General features: G+C 73.7%; 17 protein-coding genes. 14 read left to right on the top strand and 3 right to left on the bottom strand.

The features are described 5' to 3' along the window. Positions 1 to 133: 133 nt before the first annotated feature. The 4 genes from ACF1ED_RS07245 to ACF1ED_RS07230 all read left to right on the top strand — a co-directional run bounded on the left by ACF1ED_RS07245 (position 134) and on the right by ACF1ED_RS07230 (position 4465). On the top strand, positions 134 to 745 hold the full coding sequence (locus ACF1ED_RS07245; protein ID WP_003948568.1) for a response regulator transcription factor: 612 nt from the start codon (positions 134 to 136) through the stop codon (positions 743 to 745). A gap of 243 nt (positions 746 to 988) precedes the next feature. Next, the gene (locus ACF1ED_RS07240; protein ID WP_030750140.1) at positions 989 to 1591 is read left to right on the top strand and encodes a sigma-70 family RNA polymerase sigma factor; all 603 of its coding nucleotides are present in this window, start codon (positions 989 to 991) and stop codon (positions 1589 to 1591) included. Between the two features lie 140 nt (positions 1592 to 1731). After that, on the top strand, positions 1732 to 3234 hold the full coding sequence (guaB, locus tag ACF1ED_RS07235; protein WP_391757419.1) for an IMP dehydrogenase: 1503 nt from the start codon (positions 1732 to 1734) through the stop codon (positions 3232 to 3234). 106 nt (positions 3235 to 3340) lie between these two features. Next, positions 3341 to 4465, top strand: a complete 1125-nt coding sequence (locus tag ACF1ED_RS07230) for a GuaB3 family IMP dehydrogenase-related protein (RefSeq protein WP_391757417.1) — start codon at positions 3341 to 3343, stop codon at positions 4463 to 4465. A 69-nt stretch (positions 4466 to 4534) separates the two neighbouring features. Here the strand turns inward: ACF1ED_RS07230 and ACF1ED_RS07225 are convergent, their stop codons facing one another. Both ACF1ED_RS07225 and ACF1ED_RS07220 read right to left on the bottom strand, forming a co-directional pair. Next, positions 4535 to 5131: a hypothetical protein gene (locus ACF1ED_RS07225; protein WP_391757416.1), complete on the bottom strand. Its 597-nt coding sequence runs from the start codon at positions 5129 to 5131 to the stop codon at positions 4535 to 4537. Between the two features lie 99 nt (positions 5132 to 5230). Beyond that, positions 5231 to 6472 carry a nucleotide sugar dehydrogenase gene (locus ACF1ED_RS07220; RefSeq protein ID WP_391757414.1) on the bottom strand — a complete coding sequence of 414 codons (1242 nt, stop codon included), beginning with the start codon at positions 6470 to 6472 and terminating at the stop codon, positions 5231 to 5233. A 266-nt stretch (positions 6473 to 6738) separates the two neighbouring features. Between ACF1ED_RS07220 and ACF1ED_RS07215 the strand changes: the two genes are divergently transcribed. From ACF1ED_RS07215 to ACF1ED_RS07190, 6 genes are all read left to right on the top strand, one after another. Then, complete coding sequence (locus ACF1ED_RS07215; protein WP_391757412.1) at positions 6739 to 8475, top strand: glycerol-3-phosphate dehydrogenase/oxidase; 1737 nt, start codon at positions 6739 to 6741, stop codon at positions 8473 to 8475. 197 nt (positions 8476 to 8672) lie between these two features. Further along, positions 8673 to 11030 (top strand): protein kinase, encoded by a 2358-nt coding sequence (locus ACF1ED_RS07210; protein ID WP_391757410.1) that lies wholly within the window; start codon positions 8673 to 8675, stop codon positions 11028 to 11030. A gap of 55 nt (positions 11031 to 11085) precedes the next feature. Beyond that, positions 11086 to 14049: a protein kinase gene (locus tag ACF1ED_RS07205; protein WP_391757408.1), complete on the top strand. Its 2964-nt coding sequence runs from the start codon at positions 11086 to 11088 to the stop codon at positions 14047 to 14049. 224 nt (positions 14050 to 14273) lie between these two features. Then, on the top strand, positions 14274 to 15992 hold the full coding sequence (locus tag ACF1ED_RS07200; RefSeq protein WP_391757406.1) for a protein kinase: 1719 nt from the start codon (positions 14274 to 14276) through the stop codon (positions 15990 to 15992). A 151-nt stretch (positions 15993 to 16143) separates the two neighbouring features. Then, positions 16144 to 17787, top strand: a complete 1644-nt coding sequence (locus tag ACF1ED_RS07195; protein ID WP_391757404.1) for a succinic semialdehyde dehydrogenase — start codon at positions 16144 to 16146, stop codon at positions 17785 to 17787. Positions 17788 to 17850: 63 nt separating this feature from the next. Next, entirely contained in the window at positions 17851 to 19656 is a 1806-nt protein-coding gene (locus ACF1ED_RS07190; RefSeq protein ID WP_391757402.1) for a GMC oxidoreductase, read from the top strand. A 768-nt stretch (positions 19657 to 20424) separates the two neighbouring features. Here ACF1ED_RS07190 and ACF1ED_RS07185 read toward each other — a convergent pair. Beyond that, complete coding sequence (locus ACF1ED_RS07185) at positions 20425 to 20715, bottom strand: chorismate mutase (RefSeq protein WP_391757400.1); 291 nt, start codon at positions 20713 to 20715, stop codon at positions 20425 to 20427. A gap of 350 nt (positions 20716 to 21065) precedes the next feature. Here ACF1ED_RS07185 and guaA point away from each other — a divergent pair, with 350 nt between their 5' ends. The 4 genes from guaA (at position 21066) to ACF1ED_RS07165 (ending at position 25617) form a co-directional block, all read left to right on the top strand. Then, on the top strand, positions 21066 to 22658 hold the full coding sequence (guaA, locus tag ACF1ED_RS07180; RefSeq protein WP_391757398.1) for a glutamine-hydrolyzing GMP synthase: 1593 nt from the start codon (positions 21066 to 21068) through the stop codon (positions 22656 to 22658). A 114-nt stretch (positions 22659 to 22772) separates the two neighbouring features. Then, the gene (locus ACF1ED_RS07175) at positions 22773 to 23561 is read left to right on the top strand and encodes a class II aldolase/adducin family protein (RefSeq protein ID WP_391757396.1); all 789 of its coding nucleotides are present in this window, start codon (positions 22773 to 22775) and stop codon (positions 23559 to 23561) included. Between the two features lie 158 nt (positions 23562 to 23719). Beyond that, positions 23720 to 24970, top strand: coding sequence for a hypothetical protein (locus tag ACF1ED_RS07170; protein ID WP_391757394.1), 1251 nt, complete (start codon positions 23720 to 23722; stop codon positions 24968 to 24970). Positions 24971 to 25071: 101 nt separating this feature from the next. Beyond that, the gene (locus ACF1ED_RS07165; RefSeq protein ID WP_391757392.1) at positions 25072 to 25617 is read left to right on the top strand and encodes a DoxX family protein; all 546 of its coding nucleotides are present in this window, start codon (positions 25072 to 25074) and stop codon (positions 25615 to 25617) included. Positions 25618 to 25631 lie beyond the last annotated feature (14 nt).

The raw sequence follows: 25631 nt of genomic DNA, 5'->3' as shown, positions 1-25631 counted from the left end.
TGAGAGTGCGAGGCGGTTGAATGAACAAGCGATCGGGCAGGTGTCCGGGAGCTCAACCGCACAGGTGACGATACGTACAGCCCTGGAGGCTCAAGGTGACGCGCATCAGCTGCGAGAGCCGCGGAGGTCGCTCATGACCTCCGTTCTCGTCTGCGACGACTCCCCGCTTGCCCGAGAGGCGCTTCGCCGCGCGGTCGCGACCGTGCCCGGCGTGGAGCGCGTGACCACCGCGGCCAACGGCGAGGAAGTCCTCCGCCGCTGGGGTGCGGACCGCTCGGACCTCATCCTGATGGACGTGCGCATGCCCGGCCTCGGCGGTGTGGAAACCGTCCGCCGGCTGCTTTCCGCCGACCCCGGCGCCCGGATCATCATGCTCACCGTCGCCGAGGACCTCGACGGCGTGGCGCTCGCGGTCGCCGCCGGCGCCCGCGGCTATCTGCACAAGGACGCCTCGCGCGCCGAGCTGCGGGCCACCGTCACCCAGGCGCTCGCCGACCCGACCTGGCGGCTCGCCCCGCGCCGGCTCCGTTCGGCCGAGATGGGCGCCGCGCCCACCCTCACCGCGCGCGAGATCCAGGTCCTCGAAGGCATGAGCCACGGCCGGTCCAACGCGGAGATCGGGCGCGAGCTCTTCCTCTCCGAGGACACCGTCAAGACCCACGCCCGGCGCCTCTTCAAGAAGCTCGGAGCCTCCGACCGGGCGCACGCCGTCGCGCTCGGATTCCGCTGGGGCCTGGTCCGCTGAATCGCCGCGCACCGGCCGTCTCCCCGTCCGTACCCCCGTTCGCCGAGGGGCGGACGGGGCGGGCCTGTGTCACTTCCCCGCCCGATGCCGCATCCTTGAGGTGTGGAGTTCCTCGGGGACGAGTCGATCGAGCGGAAGGGGAGGGCGCCAGAGATGAATCCAGGCGCACCTGCTCATAACGCTTCGGTGCACAACTACGGACGCGGTGCCACGGACGAGCAGGCGCCAAGGCACCATGGAGCGATGCGCGACGACGAGACCATGGGTTCCCCCATGCCTGCCGGGCAGGGAGAGATCGGTGCGCTCGTCCACCGTGCCGTCGAGGGAGACGCGCAGGCCACCCACGACCTGCTGGCGCGCGTCCACCCCCTCGCCCTGCGCTACTGCCGCACCCGGCTCAACCGGCTGCCCGGCGACGCCCGCCACTTCGTCGAGGACCTCGCGCAGGAGGTCTGCGTCGCCGTCCTGATGGCCCTGCCGCGCTACAAGGACACCGGCCGCCCCTTCGAGGCATTCGTCTTCGCCATCGCCGGACACAAGGTCGCCGACCTCCAGCGGGCCGCCATGCGCCACCCCGGCTCCACGGCCGTGCCCTCCGACGAGATGCCCGAGCGGCCCGACGACTCCCTCGGCCCCGAGGAGCGGGCCCTCCTCAGCGACGACGCCGAATGGGCCAAGAAGCTCCTCGCCAACCTCCCCGAGAACCAGCGCGAGCTGCTCGTCCTGCGGGTGGCCGTCGGCCTGACCGCCGAGGAGACCGGCCAGATGCTCGGCATGTCCCCGGGTGCCGTCCGGGTCGCCCAGCACCGCGCCCTCAGCCGGCTGCGGGCCCTGGCCGAGCAGTAAGGATCACTCTCGGTCGTCGTCCCTTTCGTCCACGTACGAAAGCACAAAGCTTCCCGCTGATCTTGCTCGTGGAATGAGACACCGCTCCGGGCCGTTAGCATGGACATCCCGCACCGATCAAGGCCATTTGGGAAGGTGTCATGACTGCCAACGTCGACGGAGTGCCCGGTAAATTCGCGACACTCGGGCTGACCTACGACGACGTGCTGCTGCTGCCGGGAGCCTCCGAGGTGCTCCCCAACGCGGTCGACACCTCGTCCCGCATCTCTCGTAACGTCCGGGTCAACATCCCGCTGCTCTCCGCCGCGATGGACAAGGTGACCGAGTCCCGCATGGCGATCGCCATGGCCCGTCTGGGCGGCGTCGGAGTCCTCCACCGGAACCTGTCCGTCGAGGACCAGGTCAACCAGGTGGACCTCGTCAAGCGCTCCGAGTCCGGCATGGTGACCGACCCGATCACGGTCCACCCCGAGGCGACCCTCGGCGAGGCCGACGCCCTCTGCGCCAAGTTCCGCATCAGCGGCGTCCCGGTCACCGCCCCCGACGGCAAGCTCCTCGGCATCGTGACCAACCGCGACATGGCCTTCGAGACCGACCGCAGCCGTCAGGTCCGCGAGGTCATGACGCCGATGCCGCTGGTCACCGGCAAGGTCGGCATCTCCGGCGTCGACGCCATGGAGCTGCTGCGCCGCCACAAGATCGAGAAGCTGCCGCTCGTCGACGACGAGGGCGTGCTCAAGGGCCTCATCACCGTCAAGGACTTCGTCAAGGCGGAGAAGTACCCGAACGCCGCCAAGGACGCCGAGGGCCGCCTGCTCGTCGGTGCCGCGGTCGGCGCCAGCCCCGAGGCGCTGGAGCGCGCCCAGGCGCTCGCCGCCGTCGGCGTCGACTTCCTCATCGTCGACACCTCGCACGGCCACAACAGCAACGCCCTGAGCTGGATGTCGAAGATCAAGTCGAGCGTGAACGTCGACGTGATCGGCGGCAACGTCGCCACCCGCGACGGCGCGCAGGCGATGATCGACGCCGGTGTCGACGGCATCAAGGTCGGCGTCGGCCCCGGCTCCATCTGCACCACCCGCGTGGTCGCCGGCATCGGCGTCCCGCAGGTCACCGCGATCTACGAGGCCGGCCTCGCGGCCCGCGCCGCGGGCGTCCCGCTGATCGGCGACGGCGGCCTGCAGTACTCCGGCGACATCGGCAAGGCGCTCGCCGCCGGCGCCGACACCGTGATGCTCGGCAGCCTCCTCGCGGGCTGCGAGGAGTCGCCCGGCGAGCTGCTCTTCATCAACGGCAAGCAGTTCAAGTCGTACCGCGGCATGGGCTCGCTCGGCGCCATGCAGTCCCGCGGCCAGGGCCGGTCCTACTCGAAGGACCGCTACTTCCAGGCCGACGTCACCTCCGACGACAAGCTCGTGCCCGAGGGCATCGAGGGCCAGGTGCCGTACCGCGGTCCGCTCTCCTCCGTCGTCCACCAGCTCGTCGGCGGCCTGCGCCAGACGATGGGCTACGTGGGCGCCGCCACCATCGAGGAGATGGAGTCCAAGGGCCGCTTCGTCCGGATCACCTCGGCGGGCCTCAAGGAGAGCCACCCGCACGACATCCAGATGACGGTCGAGGCGCCGAACTACAGCAGGAAGTAACACGGCGTGATCCGCGGGGGCGGTTCCGGCATGTGGCCGGAGCCGCCCCCCACGCGTGTGTCGGGGATACTGGTAGGCGCAGACATAGAGGGAAAGGCCACACATCGTGACTGAGATCGAGATCGGGCGCGGCAAGCGCGGCCGCAGGGCGTACGCGTTCGACGACATCGCCGTCGTACCGAGCCGGCGCACCCGGGACCCGAAGGAGGTCTCGATCGCCTGGCAGATCGACGCCTACCGCTTCGAGCTGCCCTTCCTGGCCGCCCCGATGGACTCGGTCGTCTCCCCGCAGACCGCCATCCGGATCGGCGAGCTCGGCGGCCTCGGCGTGCTGAACCTCGAGGGCCTGTGGACCCGGTACGAGGACCCGCAGCCGCTGCTCGACGAGATCGCCGGGCTGGACGAGGCCGCGGCCACCCGCCGTCTGCAGGAGATCTACGCGGCCCCGATCAAGGAGGAGCTGATCGGGCAGCGCATCAAGGAGGTGCGGGACGCCGGTGTCGTCACCGCCGCCGCGCTCTCCCCGCAGCGCACCGCGCAGTTCTCCAAGGCCGTCGTCGACGCCGGCGTGGACATCTTCGTGATCCGCGGCACCACGGTCTCCGCCGAGCACGTCTCCGGCGCCGCCGAGCCGCTCAACCTCAAGCAGTTCATCTACGAGCTGGACGTCCCGGTCATCGTCGGCGGCTGCGCCACGTACACCGCCGCCCTGCACCTGATGCGGACCGGCGCCGCGGGCGTCCTGGTCGGCTTCGGCGGCGGCGCCGCGCACACCACGCGCAACGTGCTGGGCATCCAGGTCCCGATGGCGACCGCCGTCGCCGACGTGGCCGCGGCCCGCCGCGACTACATGGACGAGTCCGGCGGCCGGTACGTCCACGTCATCGCCGACGGCGGCGTGGGCTGGTCCGGCGACCTCCCGAAGGCCATCGCCTGCGGCGCCGACGCGGTGATGATCGGCTCCCCGCTGGCGCGCGGCACCGACGCGCCGGGCAAGGGCCACCACTGGGGCATGGAGGCCGTCCACGAGGACGTGCCGCGCGGCAAGCTGGTCGACCTGGGCATCGTCGGCACCACCGAGGAGATCCTCACCGGTCCGTCGCACACCCCGGACGGCTCCATGAACTTCTTCGGCGCCCTGCGCCGCGCGATGGCCACCACGGGCTACAGCGAGCTCAAGGAGTTCCAGCGCGTCGAGGTCACCGTCGCGGACTCGCAGCACCGCCGCTGACGGTTCCCGTACGTACGCGAGGGGCCCCGCACCGACCGGTGCGGGGCCCCTCGCGCGTGGCCGCGCGGATCAGGCGGCGGCCTTCTTGGCGCCGGAGAAGGCGGCGACGGGGCCGAGCGCGAGGAAGAGGAAGGTCAGCGGCTCCTTGGCCTCGCTCCACAGGTCCATCAGCGCGCCGAAGTCCTTGAAGAAGACGTCGGTGAAGGAGACGCCGTAGTCCTTGGTGAGGAAGACCGCGATGCCGACGAGCTGGCCGAGGTAGACGGCGCCGAGGGAGAGGAGCGCGGAGACGATCGGCAGCACGGGGTTGCTCCCGCCGACCTTGCCGGCGGCGAAGCCGACCGCGAAGCCGACGCCGACGGCGGCCCAGCCGATCTGGGTCTCGACGCCGCCGAGGATGGCGCCGTAGACGCCGGCGGTGACCAGCGCGGCGACGACGGCGGCGAGGATGCCGAGGCCGACGTTGTTCCGGCGGGGCGCGGGGGCGGGCGGGTAGGCGCCGAACGGGTTCTGGCCGCCGGGCTGCTGCGGCACGTTCTGGGCGAACGGGTTGCCGCCCGCGGGGGCCTGGCCGCCAGGGTTCTGCGCGTACGGGTTCTGGCCGGCGGGCGGCTGGCCGGCGCCGTCGGCGTACGGGTTGCCGGGCGGCGGAACGGGCTGGCTCATGGTTGCTGGTCCCCCAAGACGGACGACGCACGAGTGTGCGATCGAGAGGGCCGGAGACTAGCAGCCCGCTCCGACGGAGGCCCACCCGTTACTCGTGCTTCAGAGGCGGTGCGCCGTGCCCGCCGGGGTGGCGCCGCGGGTGTCGAGGAGCAGCTGGGCCTTGACCGCGAGGCCCTGGAGGTCGTAGACGCGGTGGTGCTGGAGCAGGACCGTCAGGTCGGCGTGGGCGGCGGCCTCGTAGAGCGAGTCCGCGCGGGGGACGGGCAGGTCCCGCACCCGCCAGTCGGGGACGTGCGGGTCGTGGAAGCTGACCGCCGCGCCGAGGTCCATCAGGCGCCCCGCGATCTCGTCGGCGGGGGAGCCCTCGCGGTCGGCGAGGTCGGGCTTGTACGTGACGCCGAGCAGCAGGATCCGGGCGCCGCGGGCGGACTTGCCGTGCTCGTTCAGGAGGGTGGCGGCACGCTGGACGACGTACTGCGGCATCCGCTGGTTGACCTGGCCGGCGAGTTCGACGAGGCGGAGCGGGCGGTGGGCGCCCAGGTGCTCGACGGGGACGCCGTGGCCGCCGACGCCGGGTCCGGGGCGGAAGGCCTGGAAGCCGAAGGGCTTGGTCTCGGCGCAGCGGATGACGTCCCAGAGGTCGACGCCGAGTTCGTGGCAGAGCACCGCCATCTCGTTGACCAGGGCGATGTTGACGTGCCGGAAGTTGGTCTCCAGCAGCTTGACCGTCTCGGCCTCGCGGGGGCCACGCGCGCGTACCACCTTGTCGGTGAAGCGGCCGTAGAACGCGGCGGCGGACTCGGTGCACGCGGACGTGAGGCCGCCGATGACCTTCGGGGTGCCGGCGAGGCCGGGCAGGCGGGTGTCCGGGTCGAGGCGGCCGGGGGAGTACGCGAGGTGGAAGTCGCGCCCGGCCCGCAGCCCCGAGCCGTCCTCCAGGAGCTCCCGGAGGAGGCCCTCGGTGGTGCCGGGCGGGACGGGGGACTCCAGGAGCACGGTGGTGTGCGGGCGCAGCCGGGCGGCCAGCGCGCGGGCGGCGTCGGTGACGGCGGTCAGGTCGAGGGCGCCGTCGGGGCCGAGGGGGGTGGGGGCGCAGAGGACGGCGGTGCGGACCCGGCCGAGCTCGGCCGGGCTGGTGGTGGCCCGGAAGCCGCCGGAGAGCATGCGGCGGATCTCGGAGGCGGTGAGGGAGCCGTCGACCGGGGGGCGGCCCGCGGCGAGTTCGGCGACCGGGCGGGGGTCGGTGTCGAAGCCGACGGTGGCGATGCCCGCGGCGGTCGCGGCCTGGGCGAGGGGGAGTCCGTGGTGGCCGAGGCCGATGACGGCGAGGTCTGCGGGCATGGGGGATGGGCCGTCCTTCCCGATAGCGAACCCGATAGCGAACGCAATGTCAGACTAAGAGTAAATATGACCGTTATGCGGCATTGCATGATCGAAGGTCGCCGAGTGTTATCCACAGGTCCGCGCGGGGGCGGTGGCCGAAGCAGCCGGACCGGTCCAGAATCGAGACGGTGAGCCGGGCCGCACCGCGGTCCGGTCCACACCTGGACGGGCACGAGCACACGGGGACGCGAGGAAGCACGCGGGACGACCGGGAGGCGGCAGCCGTGAGGACAGCGACACTGGGACCCGCCGAGCGCGCCGAGGCGCTGGCGGCCATGGCCGAGCGCGAGCTGGACGTGCTCGTGGTCGGCGGCGGCGTCGTCGGCGCCGGCACGGCGCTCGACGCCGTCACGCGCGGGCTCTCCACCGGCATCGTCGAGGCCCGCGACTGGGCCTCCGGCACCTCCAGCCGCTCCAGCAAGCTCATCCACGGCGGACTGCGCTATCTGGAGATGCTCGACTTCGCCCTGGTCCGCGAGGCCCTCAAGGAGCGCGGACTCCTCCTGGAGCGGCTCGCCCCCCACCTGGTGAAGCCGGTGCCCTTCCTCTACCCCCTCCAGCACCGGGGCTGGGAGCGGGTCTACGCGGGCTCCGGCGTCGCCCTGTACGACGCCATGTCCGTCTCCTCCGGGCACGGCCGCGGCCTCCCCGCCCACCGCCACCTCAGCCGCAAGGGCGCCCTCCGCGCAGCCCCCTGCCTGCGCAAGGACGCCCTCACCGGCGCCCTCCAGTACTACGACGCCCAGATGGACGACGCCCGCTTCGTCCTCGCCCTCGTCCGCACCGCCGCCTCCTACGGCGCGCTGGCCGCCGGCCGGGCCAGGGTCGTGGGCTTCCTCCGCGAGGGCGAGCGGGTCGTCGGCGCCCGCGTCCAGGACGTCGAGACCGGCGGCGAGCACGTGATCCGCGCCAAGCAGATCGTCAACGCCACCGGGGTGTGGACCGACGACACCCAGGCCCTCATCGGCGAGCGCGGCCAGTTCCACGTCCGCGCCTCCAAGGGCATCCACCTGGTCGTCCCCAAGGACCGGATCCACTCCTCCACCGGCCTCATCCTGCGCACCGAGAAGTCCGTCCTCTTCGTCATCCCCTGGGGACGGCACTGGATCATCGGCACCACGGACACCGACTGGGACCTCGACAAGGCCCACCCCGCCGCCTCCAGCGCCGACATCGACTACCTCCTCGAACACGTCAACACCGTGCTCGCCACCCCGCTCTCCCGCGACGACGTCCAGGGCGTCTACGCCGGACTGCGCCCCCTGCTCGCCGGCGAGTCCGACGCCACCAGCAAGCTGTCCCGCGAGCACACCGTCGCCCACCCGGTGCCCGGCCTGGTCGTCGTCGCCGGAGGCAAGTACACGACCTACCGGGTGATGGCGAAGGACGCCGTCGACGAGGCCGTGCACGGCCTCGGCCTCGGCGCGTCCCCCGTGCGGAGCGGCTGGGGAGGCGTCGCCCCCTGCGTCACCGAGGACACCCCGCTGATCGGCGCCGAGGGCTACCGGGCGCTGTGGAACGCTCGGGCCAGGATCGCCGCCCGCGCCGGTCTCCACGTCGTCCGCGTGGAGCACCTGCTCAACAGGTACGGCTCCCTCGCCGAGGAGGTCCTCGCCCTCGTCGCCGAGGACCCCTCCCTGGGCGAGCCGCTCGCCGCGGCCGACGACTACCTCCGCGCCGAGGTCGTCTACGCCGCCTCCCACGAGGGCGCCCGCCACCTCGACGACGTCCTCACCCGCCGCACCCGGATCTCCATCGAGACCTTCGACCGCGGCACCCGCAGCGCGCGCGAGGCGGCCGGCCTGATGGCACCGGTCCTCGGCTGGGACGAGGAGCGGACCGAGAAGGAGATCGCGCACTACGAGAAGCGGGTCGAGGCGGAGCGCGAGTCGCAGCGGCAGCCCGACGACCTCACGGCGGACGCCGCGAGGCTCGGTGCGCCCGACATCGTCCCGATCTGACAGGGGCTCCGGCTGACGGTACGTCCGGGGCGGGAGGGAACCCGGGGGCCGATGTGGCGCGTCGTCATACCGGAGTACGGACCCGGGGGCGCCACCCGTCGTGAGGTGAGGGACAATGGGCTCTCTTCCAGGGCGGGTTGCCGCAGCGTGCGGAGTGCGGCGGGCGCGGCGGAGATCAGGGAACGCAGAGGGGACGCATGTCGGAGTCGGAGCAGTCGCGGGACACGGCGAAGGACCCCCGGCGGGACGCCGCCGCGGGGGCCGCGACCGACGGCGGGCGGGGGACGGTTCCGGCCGCGCGCGAGGCGGACCGGGCCACGGGTGCCGCGGACGCGGCGACCGGTGCCGGGGACGGTGCCGGCGCCCGGGCCGGCGCGGATCCGGACGGCGGTGCGCGGCCGGACGGCGGCGCGCGGTCCGGGGCCGCGAAGCCCCAGGACGCCACGCCTTCGGGTGCCGCGCCGCAGGACGCCAAGCCGCAGGACGCCGCGCCGCGGGACGCGAAGCCCCAGGACGCCGCGCCCCGGGACCGGGTGCCGGGGACCGAGCCGTCCACCGGCCGGGCCGGTTTCGGCGCCGGGGACGGCGACGGGCAGCGGCCCGCGGCCGACCGGCTCCGCAAGGGCGCCGCCTCGACCACCGACGAGACCGAGGGCCGGCTGCTCGCCGGCCGCTACCGGCTCGGCGCCCTCCTCGGCCGCGGCGGCATGGGCACGGTCTGGCGCGCCGTCGACGAGACCCTCGGCCGCACCGTCGCCGTCAAGGAACTCCGCTTCCCCAGCAGCATCGACGAGGACGAGAAGCGCCGCCTCATCACCCGGACCCTGCGCGAGGCCAAGGCCATCGCCAAGATCCGCAACAACGGCGCCGTGACCGTCTACGACGTCGTCGACGAGGACGACCGCCCCTGGATCGTCATGGAGCTCATCGAGGGCAAGTCCCTCGCCGACGCCGTGCGCGAGGACGGCGTCCTCACCCCGCACCGCGCCGCCGAGGTCGGCCTGGCCATCCTCGACGTGCTGCGCTCCGCGCACCGCGAGGGCATCCTGCACCGCGACGTGAAGCCCTCCAACGTCCTCATCTCCGACGACGGCCGCGTCGTCCTCACCGACTTCGGCATCGCCCAGGTGGAGGGCGACCCCTCCATCACCTCCACCGGCATGCTCGTCGGCGCCCCCTCGTACATCTCGCCCGAGCGCGCCCGCGGCCACAAGCCCGGCCCCGCCGCCGACATGTGGTCGCTCGGCGGCCTGATCTACGCGGCGGTCGAGGGCTGCCCGCCGTACGACAAGGGTTCCGCGATCGCGACCCTCACCGCCGTCATGACCGAGCCCGTCGACCCGCCGAAGAACGCGGGCCCGGAGCTGGAGAAGGTCATCTACGGGCTGCTCGCCAAGGACCCGGCGCAGCGGCTCGACGACGCCCGCGCCCGGGTGCTGCTGCGCGCCGTGCTCGACGCCCCCGAGCCCACCCCGGAGCCCTCGCCCGAGGTCACCAGGATCGTGCCGCTGCCGACCCGCCCCGAGCGGGCCCCGGAGCCCCCGGCCGTCGCCCAGGAGAAGGCCCCCGAGCCCGCCGCCGATCGGATGCGGGGCGCCCTCGCCTCCGTGCGGAACGCGGCCGCGGCCGCCAAGGCCGAGGCGAAGGCGAAGGACCGCGCGAAGGACAGGGCCAAGGAGCCGGCCCGGCCCGTGCCCCCGCGGGGCGGCGCCCGGCAGACCCCGGCCCGCGCCCCGCTCACCGACGTCGTGCCCCGGCGCACCCTGGTGATCATCGCCGCGGTCGCCGTCCTCGCCGTGCTCGGCACGATCCTCGCCGTCTCCCTGAGCGGCGGCGACAAGGGCACCGAGGGCAAAGGCGGCGTCCCCACCGCGTCGGCCGGGACCACCGCCGGCGGTGACGGCGGCTCCGGCACCGACGGCGGCACGGGGGGCGGCTCGCCCAGCGACCCCGGCCAGCAGGGCGGCGCCCAGCCCGGCGAGAACGGCGCGGCGGCCACGGGCGGCACGACCGGCACCACCGGCGGCTCCACCGGACAGACCGGGAGCGCCACCCCCAGCGCCAAGCCCAGCGGCGGCACCGGCACCGGCGCCGCGCTCCCCGCCGGCTACCGGCTGGTCACCAACGACCGCTTCCACTTCTCCATGGCCATGCCCTCCTCCTTCACCATGCGCCCCATAGACGGCTACAGCGGGGGCGCCATATGGAGCGAGAGCGGCGGCTTCCCGCGCGTCCAGGTCGACTTCAACGCCAGCCCCAAGGACGACGCCAAGGCCGCCTGGCTGGCCGCCGTGGGCATCACCCGGGCCAGCAGCACCGGTTACCGGCACATCCGCGTCGACAGCGTCTCGTACAAGGGCTACCCGACCGTCGCCGACTGGGAGTTCGAGCGGACCCAGAAGGGCATGCGCGTCCACGTCCTCAACCGCGGCTTCAAGGTCGACGCCAAGCACGGCTACTCGATCATGGTCACCTGCAAGGCAGAGGAGTGGGACGGCGCGGAGTGCCGGACGCTGCGCGAGACGGCGTTCGCCACGTTCAGCCCCAAGGACTGACCCTCGCCCCGTATCGTGAGGTGCGGGGGACGACCAATGCGCAGGGGGAGGCGCCGTGGACGAGTACGCGGGAAGGGTGCTCGCTGAGCGCTACCGCCTGCCGCTGCCGTCCGCCGGCGCGGGCGGACCCGTCGACTCCGCGGAGACCCGCGCCTTTGACACCTACAGCGGGCAGGAGGTGCGGGTCCGTCAGGTCCCGCTGCCCGAGATCGTCGACGCCGAGGTCCTCGGCGAGGGGCCCGCGCCCTCCGGCCCGTACGGCGCCGGGGCCGGCGCCACGCGCAGACCCGCCGAGCCGGTCGTCCGGCGGGCGATCGAGGCGGCCCAGGCCGCCGCCCAGATCCCCGACCACCCCTTACTCGACCAGGTCTTCGACGTCTTCGCGGAAGCCGGCTCGCTGTGGATAGTCAGCGAGCACGTGGCCGCCCGCCCCCTCTCCGCCCTCCTCGCCGAGGGCCCGCTCAACCCGTTCCGCGCCGCCGAGATCGCCGCGGACGTCCTGACCGCCCTGCGCGCCCTCCACGCCCACGGCTGGGTCCACCGCAACATCACCGCCCGCACGGTCCTGGTCTGCGACGACGGCCGCGTCCTCCTCACCGGCCTCGCCGCCGGCGCCGCCGAGGAGGCCCTCTGCGGCTACGCCCCCGTCCCGGACCCCGACGACCCCGCCTTCCGCGCCCCCGAGCCGGAGTACGAGCCGGAGGAGTACGGACCGGAGGAGTACGGACCGGAGGAGTACGGACCGGTCGAGTACGAGGCGGAGGAGTACGGGCAGGAATACGCCGGCGAGACGCGGGAGGCGGAGGCGTACGAGGCGGAGACGTACACCGAGGAGACGTACGAGCCCGAGGCGCACCGCCCCGAGACGTACGAACCGGAGGCCTACGAGCCCGAAACGTACGAGCCCGAAACGTACGAGCCCGGGACGTACGAGGTCTACGAGACCGGTGAGTACGCCGCTCCGCGGGGTGTCGCCGGGCCCCCCGCCGCGCCGGAGGCCGTTCCGTACGGGGTCGACCCCTACGGGACCGCGACGCCCGCCCCGCGCCCCGCGAGCCCGCCCGAGTCCCCGGCGGTGCCGCCCGGCGCCGATGCGAGGGCGGCCCGGGCGGGGGCCATCGCCGCCTACCGCGCGGCCACCCGCGCCGCCGCCGCGCGGCTCGGTGAGACGGGCCCGCTCCCGCTCCAGCGCGCCCCCGAGCCGGAGCCCCGGACCGAGCCGGCCGCCGCCGCCCCGGAGCCGCCCGCCCTCCCGGAGGCCACCCGCCCCGCACCCGCGCCGCAGTGGTGGGCGCGGGCGGCGGACGGCGAGGACGACGACGAGGGCGACGACGACGAGGACGAGCGGCCGTACGGCGGCCCGCGCCCGCCGCGCGTGATGCTCAAGGGCAGCTGGAGCGAGGGCCCGCACGCCTCCCGGGACGACGCGCCGCGCATACCGGCCGGCGGCGGTCCCGTGCTGCCCGGCTCGGGCCGGCCCGCGCTGCCCGCCGGGTACACCGCCGCCGCGCCGGAGCCCGCCCGGCAGGCCCCGCCGGCCGCGGAGGCCGCCGTCCCCGCGCAGCCGGGCCCGGCGGGGGAGCGGTACCGGGGACCGGCCACCCGGCTCGCCGCCGAGCGGGCCCGGCAGACCCGGATCGCGGTCGTCGGCGCCGTCACCGAGCGCTGGGCGCCCGAACAGGCCGGGCCCGTCCACGAGAACTGGCGGCTCGCCCCGCCCATCGGCCCCGCCACCGACCTGTGGGCGCTCGGCGCCCTGCTCTACCGGGCCGTCCAGGGCCACGCCCCGTACCCCGAGGACAGCGCGGCCGAACTGGTCCAGCTGGTCTGCGCCGAACCGCCCGCCTTCGCGGAGGAGTGCGGCCCGCTGCGCCCGGTGGTGGAGTCCCTGCTGCGCCAGGACCCCACCGAGCGCCCGGACTTCGAGGAGCTGCGCGGCTGGCTGCGGTCGCTGGTCCGTTCCGCGCCGGAGCCCGACATGGACCTCGCGGTCGCGCCCCCGCCGCGGTTCGACGCGAAGCGGCTGCCGATCCTGCGCCGCCGGGGCGAGCTGGTGCGCCGCCGCCGCGCCGCCGCCGGCTCGGGCCGCCACCGGCACCGCCGCGGCAAGGACCCCCGTGGGAACCGGCCCCCCGCGCCGGTACGCGACCCCGGGCCCGCCCCCGTACCCGAGGAGGCGCGGTACGAGCCCGAGGAGCGGTACGGCCCCCCGCAGGGCTACGAGCCCCAGCAGGGGTACGAGTACGGCTACGAAGACGTCGAGCCCGAGCCCCCGGTCCGGTCGGCGCGCCCGCCGAAGGGTCCGGCCACGCGGTCCCTCGGCCGGCGCCTGCTGCTCGTCGTCCTCCTGCTGCTCGGGGGCGCCCTCGCGTACGCGGCCGTCGCCCTGCCCCGGGGCGGCGAGAAACCCGCCGACGCCCGACCGTCGGCGTCGGCATCGGCGCCGGTGACCGGGCCGCCGAAGTCCACCGCGCCCCCGGAGGGCACCCCGCCCCCGAAGGCGACCACGGCCACCACCCCGCCGCCCACGACGACTTCGCCCCCGTCCGCCTCCGGCCCCGCCCTGGCCGCCGGCTACGCGTTGCGGGAGGACCCGGAGGGCTTCCGGATCGGCGTCCCGCACGACTGGCGCCGCAGCCCCGTCAACGACGCGGGCCAAGTCCGTTACACCGGCGGCGACTTCACGCTGATCGTCGTCCCCGGCCGGGACAGCGTCAGGGACAACGGCTCCGATCCGCTGGAGTACCAGAGCACCAAGGAGCGCGAGCTGGAGCCCTACCGGCAGTCCTCCTGGTCGGAGTTGGTGAAGGCCCGGCGGGTGGACATCGGCCGCACGCCCACCGCCGAGGGGCACTACACCTGGCTGGACAGCACCGGCCGCGAGGTCTTCGTCCGCAACCTCGCGCTCATCGAGGGCGGCCGCTACTACGTCGTCCAGGTGATCGGACCGGAGAGCGACCGGGACAAGGTCTCGGAGGTCTACGACGAGGCCGTGAAGGGCTTCCGCCCGGGCCGTTGAGCCCTCCCGGGCCCTGTCCGGGGTCCTCCCGGAGCCGGGATCGGGGCCCTCCCGGAGTCCGTCCGTGGCCCTCCCGGAGCCGGTCCGGAGGCCGTCCGGGGCCGGCCCCGAGCCCCGTCCGTCACCCGGCGGCGGTCACAGTGCGGTTCCTTTGCGGGCCCCTCGGTTCCGTCAGCCGTCCCCTCCTCCGTAACCTGGCATCCGAAGCAACGGGGCGGGGGCACGTGGAACACTCTCAGGGCACAGGGTCGGGGCTACTGCTCGCCGGGCGGTACCGGCTCGGCGAGTCCATCGGACGCGGCGGCATGGGCAAGGTCTGGCGCGCGCACGACGAGGTGCTGCACCGCGTGGTGGCGGTCAAGGAGCTGACGGCGGGCCGGTTCGTCGCCGAGGCCGACCGGCTGGTGCTGCACGCCCGCACCCAGAAGGAGGCGCGGGCCGCCGCCCGGATCACCCACCCCGGCGTGGTGACCGTCCACGACGTCCTCGAACACGACGACCGGCCCTGGATCGTCATGCAGTTCGTCGACGGCCCCTCGCTCGCCGACGCCGTCAAGGAGGCCGGGACGATCGAGCCCCGCGAGGCCGCCCGGGTCGGGCTGCACGTCGTCGGCGCGCTGCGCGCCGCGCACGCGGCGGGCGTGCTCCACCGGGACGTGAAGCCCGGCAACGTCCTGCTCGCGCGCGACGGACGGGTCCTCATCACCGACTTCGGCATCGCGGCGATCGAGGGCGACTCGACCATCACCCGGACCGGCGAACTCGTCGGCTCGATCGACTACCTGGCGCCCGAACGGGTCCGGGGCGGCGACCCCGGTCCCGCCTCCGACCTCTGGTCGCTCGGCGCCACCCTGTACACGGCCGTGGAGGGCACCTCGCCCTTCCGCCGCACCTCCCCGATCAGCACCATGCAGGCCGTCGTCGGCGAGGAGCCGCCGTACCCGGCGAACGCGGGCCCCCTCGCGGCGGTCATCGTCGCCCTGCTGCGCAAGGACCCGGACCAGCGGCCGCGCGCGGACGAGGCCGAGCGGATGCTGCTCGACGCGATGGAGGGCCGCAGCCCGGAGACGGCCCAGGCGTACGTACCGACGCAGCGGATGGCCCCGGAGGCGGTGGACGCCGGGCGGGCGGCCGCCCCGGAGGACGTACCGACGCCGGTGACGCGGCCGTCCTCTCCGGCGCCGCGCACGGCCGAGTGGCCCACCCCGGCGCAGACCTCCGCCACCCAGTGGCCCGCCGCGGGACCCGGCTCCCCGGCCGCCCCCGCTCCCGCCCCGCGCCCCGCCGTCCCCGCCTCCGCCGGGAAGGGCCGCTGGCGCTCCGCCGTCCTCACCGCGGTGCTCGCCGCGGCCGTCGCGGGCGGCGCCGTCTTCGCCGTGATGCAGTACGGCGGCGGGGGAGGGGGCGGTACGCCGGACCCCGTGACGAGCAGCGGTGCCACCCCCGGCCCCACCGTCACGGACGACCGCGAGGGGATCGCGGCGGACGGGGTCCCGGACGGCTGGCAGCGGGTCGAGGACCCGGCGGGCTTCAGCCTGGTCGTGCCGGACGGCTGGAAGCGCCGGAAGGACGGCGACAACATCGACTACACCCCGGACGCGGGCCGCCACCGCATCCGGATCAGCATCGACGAGAGCCCCGACTTCGAGAACCCGTACATGCACGCCCTGGACCTGGAGAAGACGCTCCAGAAGCGGATGGACTACCAGCGGATCAACCTGAACCAGAACACCTACCGGGACCAGGTGAAGTCGGCGTCCTGGGAGTTCACCTGGACCGAGAAGCAGAACTTCCCCGGGCCGCGGCACGCGATCGACCAGCTGTACTACTCCGACGACGGCGTCGAGTACGCGATCTACATGTCCTCCCCGGAGTCGAGCTGGGAGACCACCCGGGAGCAGTTCGACACCGTCCTCCAGCACTGGCGGGCGCCCGGGTCATGAGACCGGAAAAATCTTCACTCTGACCCCGGGACGGCCGTAAGCCCCTGATCAGGACTTATGCGCCAGTGATCACTGGCACGGTGTGAGCGAGGGGTGAAAACGCGTTACCGGCGGGTACCCAAAGACCGGAACGGCGCCTACGCTCGGCGTCATGACGGACTCGCTGGCCCCCGCCGCCCCCACGGTTCCCGCCGACACCGCCCCGGACGGCGCGACCAACCCGGTCGCCCCCGCGCCGGCCGGCGCCCGGACCGCCGCCGACGTCGTGACGCCCGAGCTGGTCGCCCGGCTCACCCGGGGGGTCATCGGATCCGGCCGCACCGCCAACCACACCCCCTTCACCGGGAAGAAGCTGGCGGACCTGCCCGAGGCCACCCCCGAGGACGTCACCGAGGCATTCGACCGCGCCCGCGCCGCCCAGGCCGCCTGGGCCGCCACCCCCGTCCGGGCCCGCGCCGCCGTCCTGCTCCGCTTCCACGACCTGGTCCTCGCCCGCCAGTCCGAGGTCCTCGACCTCATCCAGCTGGAGACCGGCAAGGCCCGGCTGCACGCCCACGAGGAGGTCCTCGCGGTCGCCGTCGCCGCCCGCCACTACGGCCGCAAGGCGTCCTCGTACCTCCGCCCCAAGCGCCACACCGGCGTCGTCCCGACCCTCACCAAGGTCACCGAGCTGCGCCAGCCGCGCGGGGTCGTCGGCCAGATCGCCCCCTGGAACTACCCCCTCGAACTCTCCGTCGGCGACGCCCTGCCCGCCTTCGTGGCGGGCAACGCGCTCGTCATGAAGCCCGACACCGAGACCGCGCTCACCGCGCTCTGGGCCCGCGACCTGCTCATCGAGGCCGGTCTGCCCTCCGAGGTCTTCCAGGTCGTGCTCGGCGAGGGCCCGGTCGTCGGACCCGAGGTCGTCCGCCACGCCGACTACGTCTCCTTCACCGGCTCCACCCGCACCGGCCGCGAGGTCGCCCAGGGCGCCGCCGCCCGCCTCGTCGGCGTCTCCCTCGAACTCGGCGGCAAGAACGCCATGCTGGTGCTCAAGGACGCCGACATCGAGAAGGCCGCCGCCGGCGCCGTCCGCGCCTGCTTCTCCTCCGCCGGCCAGCTCTGCATCTCCATCGAGCGCCTGTACGTGCACGAGTCGATCGCCGACGCCTTCGTCGAGCGCTTCGCCGCCCGCACCAAGGCCATGCGCCTCGGCAACTCCCTCGCGTACGGCGCCGACATGGGCTCCCTCGTCGGCGAGCGCCAGCTGGAGGCCGTCACGCGGCACGTCGACGAGGCCGTCGCCAAGGGCGCCAGGCTGGTCGCCGGCGGCGTCGCCCGCCCCGACATCGGCCCGCTCTTCTACGAGCCGACCATCCTCGACGGCGTCGAGGCCCCGATGGCCGTCTGCGCCGAGGAGACCTTCGGCCCGGTCGTCTCGGTCTACCGCTTCACCGACGAGGACGAGGTGATCGCGCGCGCCAACGCCACCCCGTACGGCCTCAACTCCTCCGTCTGGACCACCGACTCGCGCCGCGGCCACGCCGTCGCCGCCCGGCTGCGCACCGGCACCGTCAACATCAACGAGGGGTACGCGCCCGCGTACGGCAGCGTCCGCGCCCCGATGGGCGGCATGAAGGACTCCGGCCTCGGCCGCCGCCACGGCTCCGAGGGCATCCTCAAGTACACCGAGGCCCAGACCGTCGCCCAGCAGCGCCTGATGCCGCTGGCGCCCTCCTTCGGGATGGACGACGCGAAGTACGCGGCGGTGATGAGCCTGTCCCTGAAGGCGCTGAAGGCGCTGCGTCTGAGCTGACGCGGCACCTCCGCGCCCCTGCCCGTCCAGCCCTTTTCCTTACGAGGTTCTGCGAGGAGAGCCATGACCGCGGTACCCCCTGCCCGAAATCAGGACGAGGACGACGCGTACGACTACGACGTCCTCGTGGTCGGCTCCGGCTTCGGCGGTTCGGTCACCGCCCTCCGGCTCACCGAGAAGGGCTACCGGGTCGGCGTGCTGGAGGCCGGCCGCCGCTTCACCCGGGAGACCCTGCCGAAGAACTCCTGGGACCTGAAGAACTTCCTGTGGGCGCCGGCCCTGGGCCTCTACGGCATCCAGCGCATCCACCTGCTCGGCAACGTGATGGTCCTCGCCGGCGCGGGCGTCGGCGGCGGCTCCCTCAACTACGCGAACACGCTGTACGAGCCGCTGGCGCCGTTCTTCGACGACCCGCAGTGGAAGGACATCACCGACTGGCGCGCCGAGCTGGCCCCGTACTACGACCAGGCGAAGCGGATGCTGGGCGTCCGGCTCAACCCGACGATGACCCCCTCCGACGTGCACCTCAAGGCCGCCGCGCAGGCCATGGGCATCGGCGACACCTTCCACATGGCACCGGTCGGCGTCTTCTTCGGTGACGGCGCCGACGCCGACGGCACGGCGAAGGCGAAGCCGGGCGGCGAGGTCGCCGACCCGTTCTTCGGCGGCGCGGGCCCTTCGCGCAGGGCGTGCACCGAGTGCGGCGAGTGCATGACCGGCTGCCGCCACGGCGCCAAGAACACCCTCAACGAGAACTACCTCCACCTCGCCGAGAAGGCGGGCGCGGTGGTCCACCCGATGACCTCGGTCGTCGCCCTCACCGAGGACTCCCGCGGCGGGTTCGCGGTCAGGACCCTCCCCACCGACGACCGGAAGAAGGGCAGGGGCCGCACCTTCACCGCCCGCCGGGTCGTCGTCGCCGCCGGCACGTACGGCACCCAGACCCTGCTCCACCGGATGAAGGACAGCGGCCTGCTGCCCCGGATCTCCGCCCGGCTCGGCGAGCTGACCCGCACCAACTCCGAGGGCCTGGTCGGCGCCCAGACCACGGACCGCCGCTACCGGCGCAAGCACGGCAAGGAGAAGGCCGACTTCACCCGCGGCGTCGCCATCACCTCGTCCGTCCACCCCGACGAGAACACCCACATCGAGCCGGTCCGCTACGGCAAGGGCTCCAACTCGATGGGCGGCCTCACCGTCCTCCAGGTCCCCTACGGCGCCCACCGGGTCCGCAACTGGGCCCTCAACATGGCCCGGCACCCGCTCCTCGCGCTCCGCTCGCTCTCCAACCGGCGCTGGTCCGAGAAGACCATCATCGGCCTCGTCATGCAGTCCCTCGACAACTCGCTGACGACCTACCGCAAGCCCGGCGGCATCGGAAAGGGCCTGCTCACGGCCCGCCAGGGGCACGGGGCGCCGAACCCGACCCAGATCGAGGCGGCGACCCGGGCCGCCACCCTGATCTCCGAGGAGATCAACGGCTTCGCCGGCTCGAACATCGGCGAGCTGATGGGGACCCCGCTGACCGCGCACTTCCTCGGCGGCTGCCCGATCGGCGCCGACGCGGAGTCCGGCGTCATCGACCCGTACCACCGGCTCTACGGCCATCCGGGCATCTCGGTGGTGGACGGTTCGGCGGTCTCCGCCAACCTGGGGGTGAACCCGTCCCTGACGATCACCGCCCAGGCGGAGCGGGCGATGTCCTTCTGGCCGAACAAGGGCGAGGAGGACCCGCGCCCGCGGCAGGGGGAGGCGTACAGGCGGGTGGCGGCGGTCGAGCCGAAGTCCCCGGCGGTCCCGGCCGAGGCGTTCGGCGCCCTGAGGCTGCCCTTCCTCGGCATCCCGGCGGTCCCGCCGAAGAAGTCCTGACCCCGTACGGACGCGGATCCGCGCGAACACGGAAAGGGCGCTGCACCCCCCTCCGAGTGCAGCGCCCTTCCGGCTTTTCGGTGTTGCTGCATAGATGACCACCGGACCCCGCCTTTGGTTGTAGGCGTTGCACAGGATCTTCGTGTGACGCGCGTCACATAGGGTGGAGGGGTATGCGAAAGGGCCCGTACCGCGATTCCGTTCGCGGCACGGGCCCTGCGTCGGCACCGGTGCCGGGGCGGCGGCGGTGCCGAGCGGAGCGGCGCCGGGGGGTCGCGCCGCGTCGGGGAGGAAGGTCTGAGGGGGACGGGTCGTGGGGGACGGGCCGTGAGGGTGCGGAGGGTGAGCCGGTTGCGGTCGGCCCCGGGCGTCCCCGGGACCGACCGCCCTTTCTGGGTGACCGGACTGCTGTCCCCTGCCGTCCGGTCACGTGCGCTGGAGCGAGGTCCCACGGCGTGCCAGAAGCACGCCACACGCCCCAGCGAAGCCACGCGTGGTTTCCAACGGGCCCGCCCCTGGCTGGCACGGACACCCCGCTCAACGAAGCCCGGCGAGCCCCGGTCACGCGCCGTACGGGTGAGTCCGGGCCCGAACGCGGGTGCGGTGACCCACCCTGACCGTCGCCGGGGCGGGGTTACGGGCCCGGGCGGGGCCGCGAGCTTCGGACGGGGCCACGAGCTTCGGACGGGGCCACGGGCCGCGGGCTCCGGGCGGGGTTACGGGCCGCGGGCTCCGGCGGGGTCACGGGCTCCGCTCCGTCCCCTTGTCTCAGACGCGGCCGCGGCACAGCTCCAGCATGGTCATCGCCAGCGCCGTCCCCGGCTTGCCCAGCGCGTCCCGGTAGTGGGCCAGCACCTCCATCTCACGGGCCAGGTTCACCCGCCGGCCGCCGGAGGTGATCCGGGCCTCCTGGATCACCGCCGAGACCGCCATCCGTTCCTGGATGAGGCCGATGATCCGGTCGTCGAGCGCGTCGATCCGCTCGCGGGCGTCGCCGATCAGCGAGGCCGCCTCCTCGGTGCGGGCGCCGGTCTGCTCGGTGGGGGTCTTCGTGGTCATCGGGGGCTCCTGGTGGGGTGGAGGCCCCGGACCGGCACGGCCCGGAAAAGCAGAACGCCCCGGGCCTTGTCGGCCCGGGGCGCCTGGGAAGTCGCTTGTCAGTTGCTCAAGCAGCACGACCATGGCAGCCGGTGGGCCGGTTGCCATAGGTAAAGACGAAGGTCGGGTGCTCGCGCATGGCGCCCAGTATGGCCCCCGCGCTCCGGACCGGCGCAAGCCGGGCCCGGATGGTGAGACGAAGGCCACCCGCGTTCGGATGGTGAGACGAAAGGAGTCACCCGCACGCCGGTAGAATCGACAAATAGCCCCCTCCTTCGGGGGAACCCTCCTACCGCCGGAAGGCCGCCGTAGTGTCATCAGCGTCCCCCGCTGCCGCGCCCGACGTCACCAACCCGGACGTAGTCCTCGTTGTCGACTTCGGCGCCCAGTACGCCCAGCTCATCGCCCGTCGCGTCCGCGAGGCGCGGGTCTACAGCGAGATCGTCCCGTCCACCATGCCGGTGGCCGAGATGCTGGCCAAGAACCCGAAGGCGATCATCCTCTCCGGCGGCCCGTCCTCCGTGTACGCGGAGGGCGCCCCGCGTCTCGACCGCGCGCTCTTCGAGGCCGGCGTCCCCGTCTTCGGCATGTGCTACGGCTTCCAGCTGATGGCCCAGACCCTGGGCGGCACCGTCGACGACAACGGCGCCCGCGAGTACGGCCGCACCCCCCTGCACGTCTCCAAGGCCGGTTCCACCCTCTTCGAGGGCACCCCGGTCGAGCAGTCCGTGTGGATGTCGCACGGCGACGCCTGCTCCGCCGCCCCCGAGGGCTTCACCGTCACCGCCTCCACCGACGTGGTCCCGGTCGCCGCCTTCGAGAACGACGCGAAGAAGCTCTACGGCGTCCAGTACCACCCCGAGGTGCTGCACTCCACGCACGGCCAGCAGATCCTGGAGCACTTCCTCTACCGCGGCGCCGGCATCGAGCCCAGCTGGACCACCGGCAACGTCATCGAGGAGCAGGTCGCGGCCATCCGCGCCCAGGTCGGCGACAAGCGCGCCATCTGCGGCCTCTCCGGCGGCGTCGACTCCGCCGTGGCCGCCGCCCTCGTCCAGAAGGCCATCGGTGACCAGCTCACCTGCGTCTACGTCGACCACGGCCTGATGCGCAAGGGCGAGACCCAGCAGGTCGAGAAGGACTTCGTCGCCGCGACCGGCGCCCGCCTGGTCGTCGTCGACGCGGAGAAGCGCTTCCTCGACGCCCTCGCAGGCGTCTCCGACCCGGAGACCAAGCGGAAGATCATCGGTCGCGAGTTCATCCGCGTCTTCGAGCAGGCGCAGCTGGAGATCCTCCAGGAGGAGGGCCCCGAGGTCGCCTTCCTGGTCCAGGGCACCCTCTACCCGGACATCGTCGAGTCCGGCGGCGGCACCGGCACCGCCAACATCAAGTCCCACCACAACGTGGGCGGCCTCCCCGACGACATCGAGTTCGAGCTCGTCGAGCCGCTGCGGCAGCTCTTCAAGGACGAGGTCCGGATGGTCGGACAGGAGCTCGGCCTGCCCGAGGAGATCGTCCAGCGCCAGCCCTTCCCCGGCCCCGGCCTCGGCATCCGCATCGTCGGCGAGGTCACCAAGGAGCGCCTGGACCTGCTCCGCGAGGCCGACGCCATCGCCCGCGAGGAGCTGACCGCCGCCGGTCTCGACCGCGAGATCTGGCAGTGCCCGGTCGTGCTGCTCGCCGACGTCCGCTCCGTCGGCGTCCAGGGCGACGGCCGCACCTACGGCCACCCGATCGTGCTGCGCCCGGTCTCCTCCGAGGACGCCATGACGGCCGACTGGTCGCGCCTGCCCTACGAGGTCCTCGCCAAGATCTCCACCCGCATCACCAACGAGGTCGCCGACGTCAACCGCGTCGTCCTCGACGTCACCAGCAAGCCCCCGGGCACCATCGAGTGGGAGTGACCCCTCCCGCTCCGTGAGCCGACCGAAGCCGCCGCCCCCGCGAAGGGCGGCGGCTTCGTCGTGTTCACGTCCGGACCCTGGTGACTTGACCGGCCGGGCGTTACCTTCCGGCGCATGACCGAGATACCGGCCCCCGTCCCCGTCGACCGGCTCCACTTCGCCATGCCGCCCGTCCACGCGACGGCCGAGGAGGAACGCGCCCACCGCAAGCAGCGGCTCGCCGGCGCGCTCCGCCTCTTCGGGCGGCTCGGGTACGAGGAGGGCGTCTCCGGCCACATCACCGTCCGCGACCCCGAATACGACGACTGCTACTGGGTGAACCCCTTCGGCGCACCCTTCGGCGACCTCACCGCGAGCGACCTCGTTCTCGCCAACGGCGACGGCCAGGTCGTCCTCGGCGGCCAGCACGTCAACCAGGCCGCCTTCACCGTCCACGCCCAGGTCCACCGCGCCCGCCCGGACGCCGTCGCCGTCGCCCACACCCACTCCACCCACGGCCGCGCCCTGGCCGCCCTCGGCGAACTCCTCGACCCCCTCACCCAGGAGGCCTGCGCCTTCTACCAGGACCACGCCCTCTACGACGCCTACACCGGCGTCACCGTCGACGCCGAGGAGGCCCGCCGCGTCGCCCTCGCCCTCGGCCCCTTCAAGGGCATCGTCCTGCGCAACCACGGCCTCCTCACCGTCGGCTCCTCCGTCGACGCCGCCGCCTGGTGGTTCATCGCCATGGACCGCTGCGCCCGCATCCAGCTCGCCGCCCGCGCGGCCGGCAAACCCGTCCTCATCGACCACAAGGACGCCGTCGCCACCCGCGAACAGCTCGGCAGCGACCTCGTCGCCTGGATCAACTACCAGCCCCTCTGGCGCAGGATCAGCCGAGCGGAGCCCGAACTCCTGTCGTAACACCATCGCTTCACCCTTCTGTACGTCAATGGGATGGCGCGGCAATCACTCTCCGGCGGGGCGCACGCGGCCCTCGCGAGCACCCTCGGTGCGGCACAATTCCGAGGAATCAGCGGCAGGTTGGGCTCGAAACCTCGGACTCGGGAAGTGGCGGCACCGTGGCGGTTCAAGAGGCGAGACAGTACGGCGGGCGCCACGGCACCGGCGAGCATCCGACGGCGTGCGCCGGCTGCGCCCACTGCGGCGAGACCGGCCACCGCCGGGCCGTCGCCGCCTTCCTCGCCCGCCGTGAGGAACTCGCCGCCGGCCACGGCGTCCCCGTCGCCGTCGCCCACTCCCCGGTCGCCGCCCGCCAGTGGGTCTCCGACGAACTCGCCCAGTCCGCCCGAGCCGTCACCGCCCACGGCCGGGAGGCCTCACTCGCCTGGCTCGCCCGCGTCCGCACCGGCAGCCTCGCCGCCGTCTGGGCCGCCGTCCTCGCCCTCCTCCTCGGCCAGGCCCTCACCGCCCTCGGCACCGGCTGGACCGCCGCCCGCACCGCGGGCCTCTGCACCGCCCTCCTGCTCGCCGCCCCGCTCACCGCCGCCGCCCACGCCCATCGCGCCCGCGGCGGCCTCCTCGCCCCGCTCACCGGCGAGGACAACCGGCTCTCCACCACCCGCGCCGTCGCCGCCGCCTGGCTCCTCTTCCTCTGCTACACCCTCCTCTTCCTCACCTCCCGCTCCCTCACCACCACCGCCTTCGGCCTCTCCGGCGCCGCCGGCCTCGTCACCGTCCTCGCCCTGGTCTCCGCCGTCGCCGTCACCGCCCGGCTCGTCGTCTCCACCCGGATCGCCGGCCGACGCCTCCAGAAGGTCCGCGCCGACCGGCCCCGCGCCGCCGACCTCCTCTGCGACGACAACGGCCGCGCCGACCTCGCCGACGTGCAGTACGTCCTCGTCTCCGGCGCCGTCCTCGCCTTCGCCGCCGTCAGGCTGGCCGCCGACCCGGCCCGCCTCCCCGAGCTGCCCTGGTCCCTCGCCCTCCTCGTCGCCGTCTCCGCCGCCTGGCACCTGGCCGCCAAGTGCACCGAGGGCGGCCCGCCCGCCGTCCACGCCGTGGTCCGCGCCCGCGAGGCCGGCGACCTCGACGCCCCCATCCGCACCGGCGACGACATCGAGATCCGCGGCCACGGCTTCGTCCCGGCCGGCGCCGCCGCCCCCGACCCGCTGACCCGGCTCGTCGTCCGCATCGGCCCGGTCCACGCCCACGTCCCCCTGGTCCCGGTCCCCGGCGGCTTCGCCAACCCGACCGACACCGTCCTGACCGTCCCCCTCCCCGCCGACGTCGAACCCGGCCGGGTCGAGGTCTCCGTCGTCACCGCCGCCGGCTTCGAGACCAACCGGGTCACGATCGACGTCGCCGACTGAGAGTCCCGCCCCGAAAGCCCCTCCTCCTGTGTCCCTTCACAGGCCAAGCGGAGACAATCGGTCCGCGAACAGTCGTACGGGGTGTGGAGAGGTGACCGAGCATGACCGAGAACACGGACCGCCCCGGTGAGACCGGCACCCCCCGACGGCGCGCCCGCCTGGACGCATGGCGCGCCCGCCTGGACGAGTGGAAGGCCACCGCCTCCCGCTACTCCCTCCTCCCGCTCCGGATCTTCCTCGGCGTCACCTTCGTCTACGCCGGTCTCGACAAGCTCACCGACCCGGCCTTCCTCGCCGACACCGGAGCCGGCTCCATCGGCGACACCATGCGCGGAGTCCGCGACGCCGCTGCCGTCCCCGGGCTCGTCGACCTCGCCCTCCACAGCCCCACCGGCTTCGGCTACGCCATCGCCCTCGGCGAGCTCGCCGTCGGCATCGGCACCCTCCTGGGCCTCTTCGCCCGGCTGGCCGCCCTCGGCGGTGCCCTGATCTCGCTGAGCCTCTGGCTCACCGTGAGCTGGCAGGTCGAGCCGTACTACCTCGGCAACGACCTCGCCTATCTCATCGCCTGGCTGCCGCTGCTGCTCGCCGGGGCCCCGCTGCTCTCCGTCGACCGGTTCCTCGCCGACCGCCGCCGTACGCCGTAGGCCACCCAGGTCAC

This window comes from Streptomyces sp. NPDC014656 (assembly GCF_043084305.1).
Classification (GTDB): domain Bacteria; phylum Actinomycetota; class Actinomycetes; order Streptomycetales; family Streptomycetaceae; genus Streptomyces.
This window is presented reverse-complemented; position numbering and strand designations above follow the sequence as displayed.

What these genes read in the sequence shown, in the direction of transcription:
- ACF1ED_RS07240 (WP_030750140.1), top strand. Translation starts at nt 989, where the DNA reads ATGCGCGACGACGAGACCATGGGTTCCCCCATGCCTGCCGGGCAGGGA.
- ACF1ED_RS07190 (WP_391757402.1), top strand. Translation starts at nt 17,851, where the DNA reads ATGACCGCGGTACCCCCTGCCCGAAATCAGGACGAGGACGACGCGTAC.
- ACF1ED_RS07210 (WP_391757410.1), top strand. Translation starts at nt 8,673, where the DNA reads ATGTCGGAGTCGGAGCAGTCGCGGGACACGGCGAAGGACCCCCGGCGG.
- guaB (WP_391757419.1), top strand. Translation starts at nt 1,732, where the DNA reads ATGACTGCCAACGTCGACGGAGTGCCCGGTAAATTCGCGACACTCGGG.
- ACF1ED_RS07165 (WP_391757392.1), top strand. Translation starts at nt 25,072, where the DNA reads ATGACCGAGAACACGGACCGCCCCGGTGAGACCGGCACCCCCCGACGG.
- ACF1ED_RS07245 (WP_003948568.1), top strand. Translation starts at nt 134, where the DNA reads ATGACCTCCGTTCTCGTCTGCGACGACTCCCCGCTTGCCCGAGAGGCG.
- ACF1ED_RS07185 (WP_391757400.1), bottom strand. Translation starts at nt 20,715, where the DNA reads ATGACCACGAAGACCCCCACCGAGCAGACCGGCGCCCGCACCGAGGAG.
- ACF1ED_RS07175 (WP_391757396.1), top strand. Translation starts at nt 22,773, where the DNA reads ATGACCGAGATACCGGCCCCCGTCCCCGTCGACCGGCTCCACTTCGCC.
- ACF1ED_RS07220 (WP_391757414.1), bottom strand. Translation starts at nt 6,472, where the DNA reads ATGCCCGCAGACCTCGCCGTCATCGGCCTCGGCCACCACGGACTCCCC.
- ACF1ED_RS07225 (WP_391757416.1), bottom strand. Translation starts at nt 5,131, where the DNA reads ATGAGCCAGCCCGTTCCGCCGCCCGGCAACCCGTACGCCGACGGCGCC.
- ACF1ED_RS07195 (WP_391757404.1), top strand. Translation starts at nt 16,144, where the DNA reads ATGACGGACTCGCTGGCCCCCGCCGCCCCCACGGTTCCCGCCGACACC.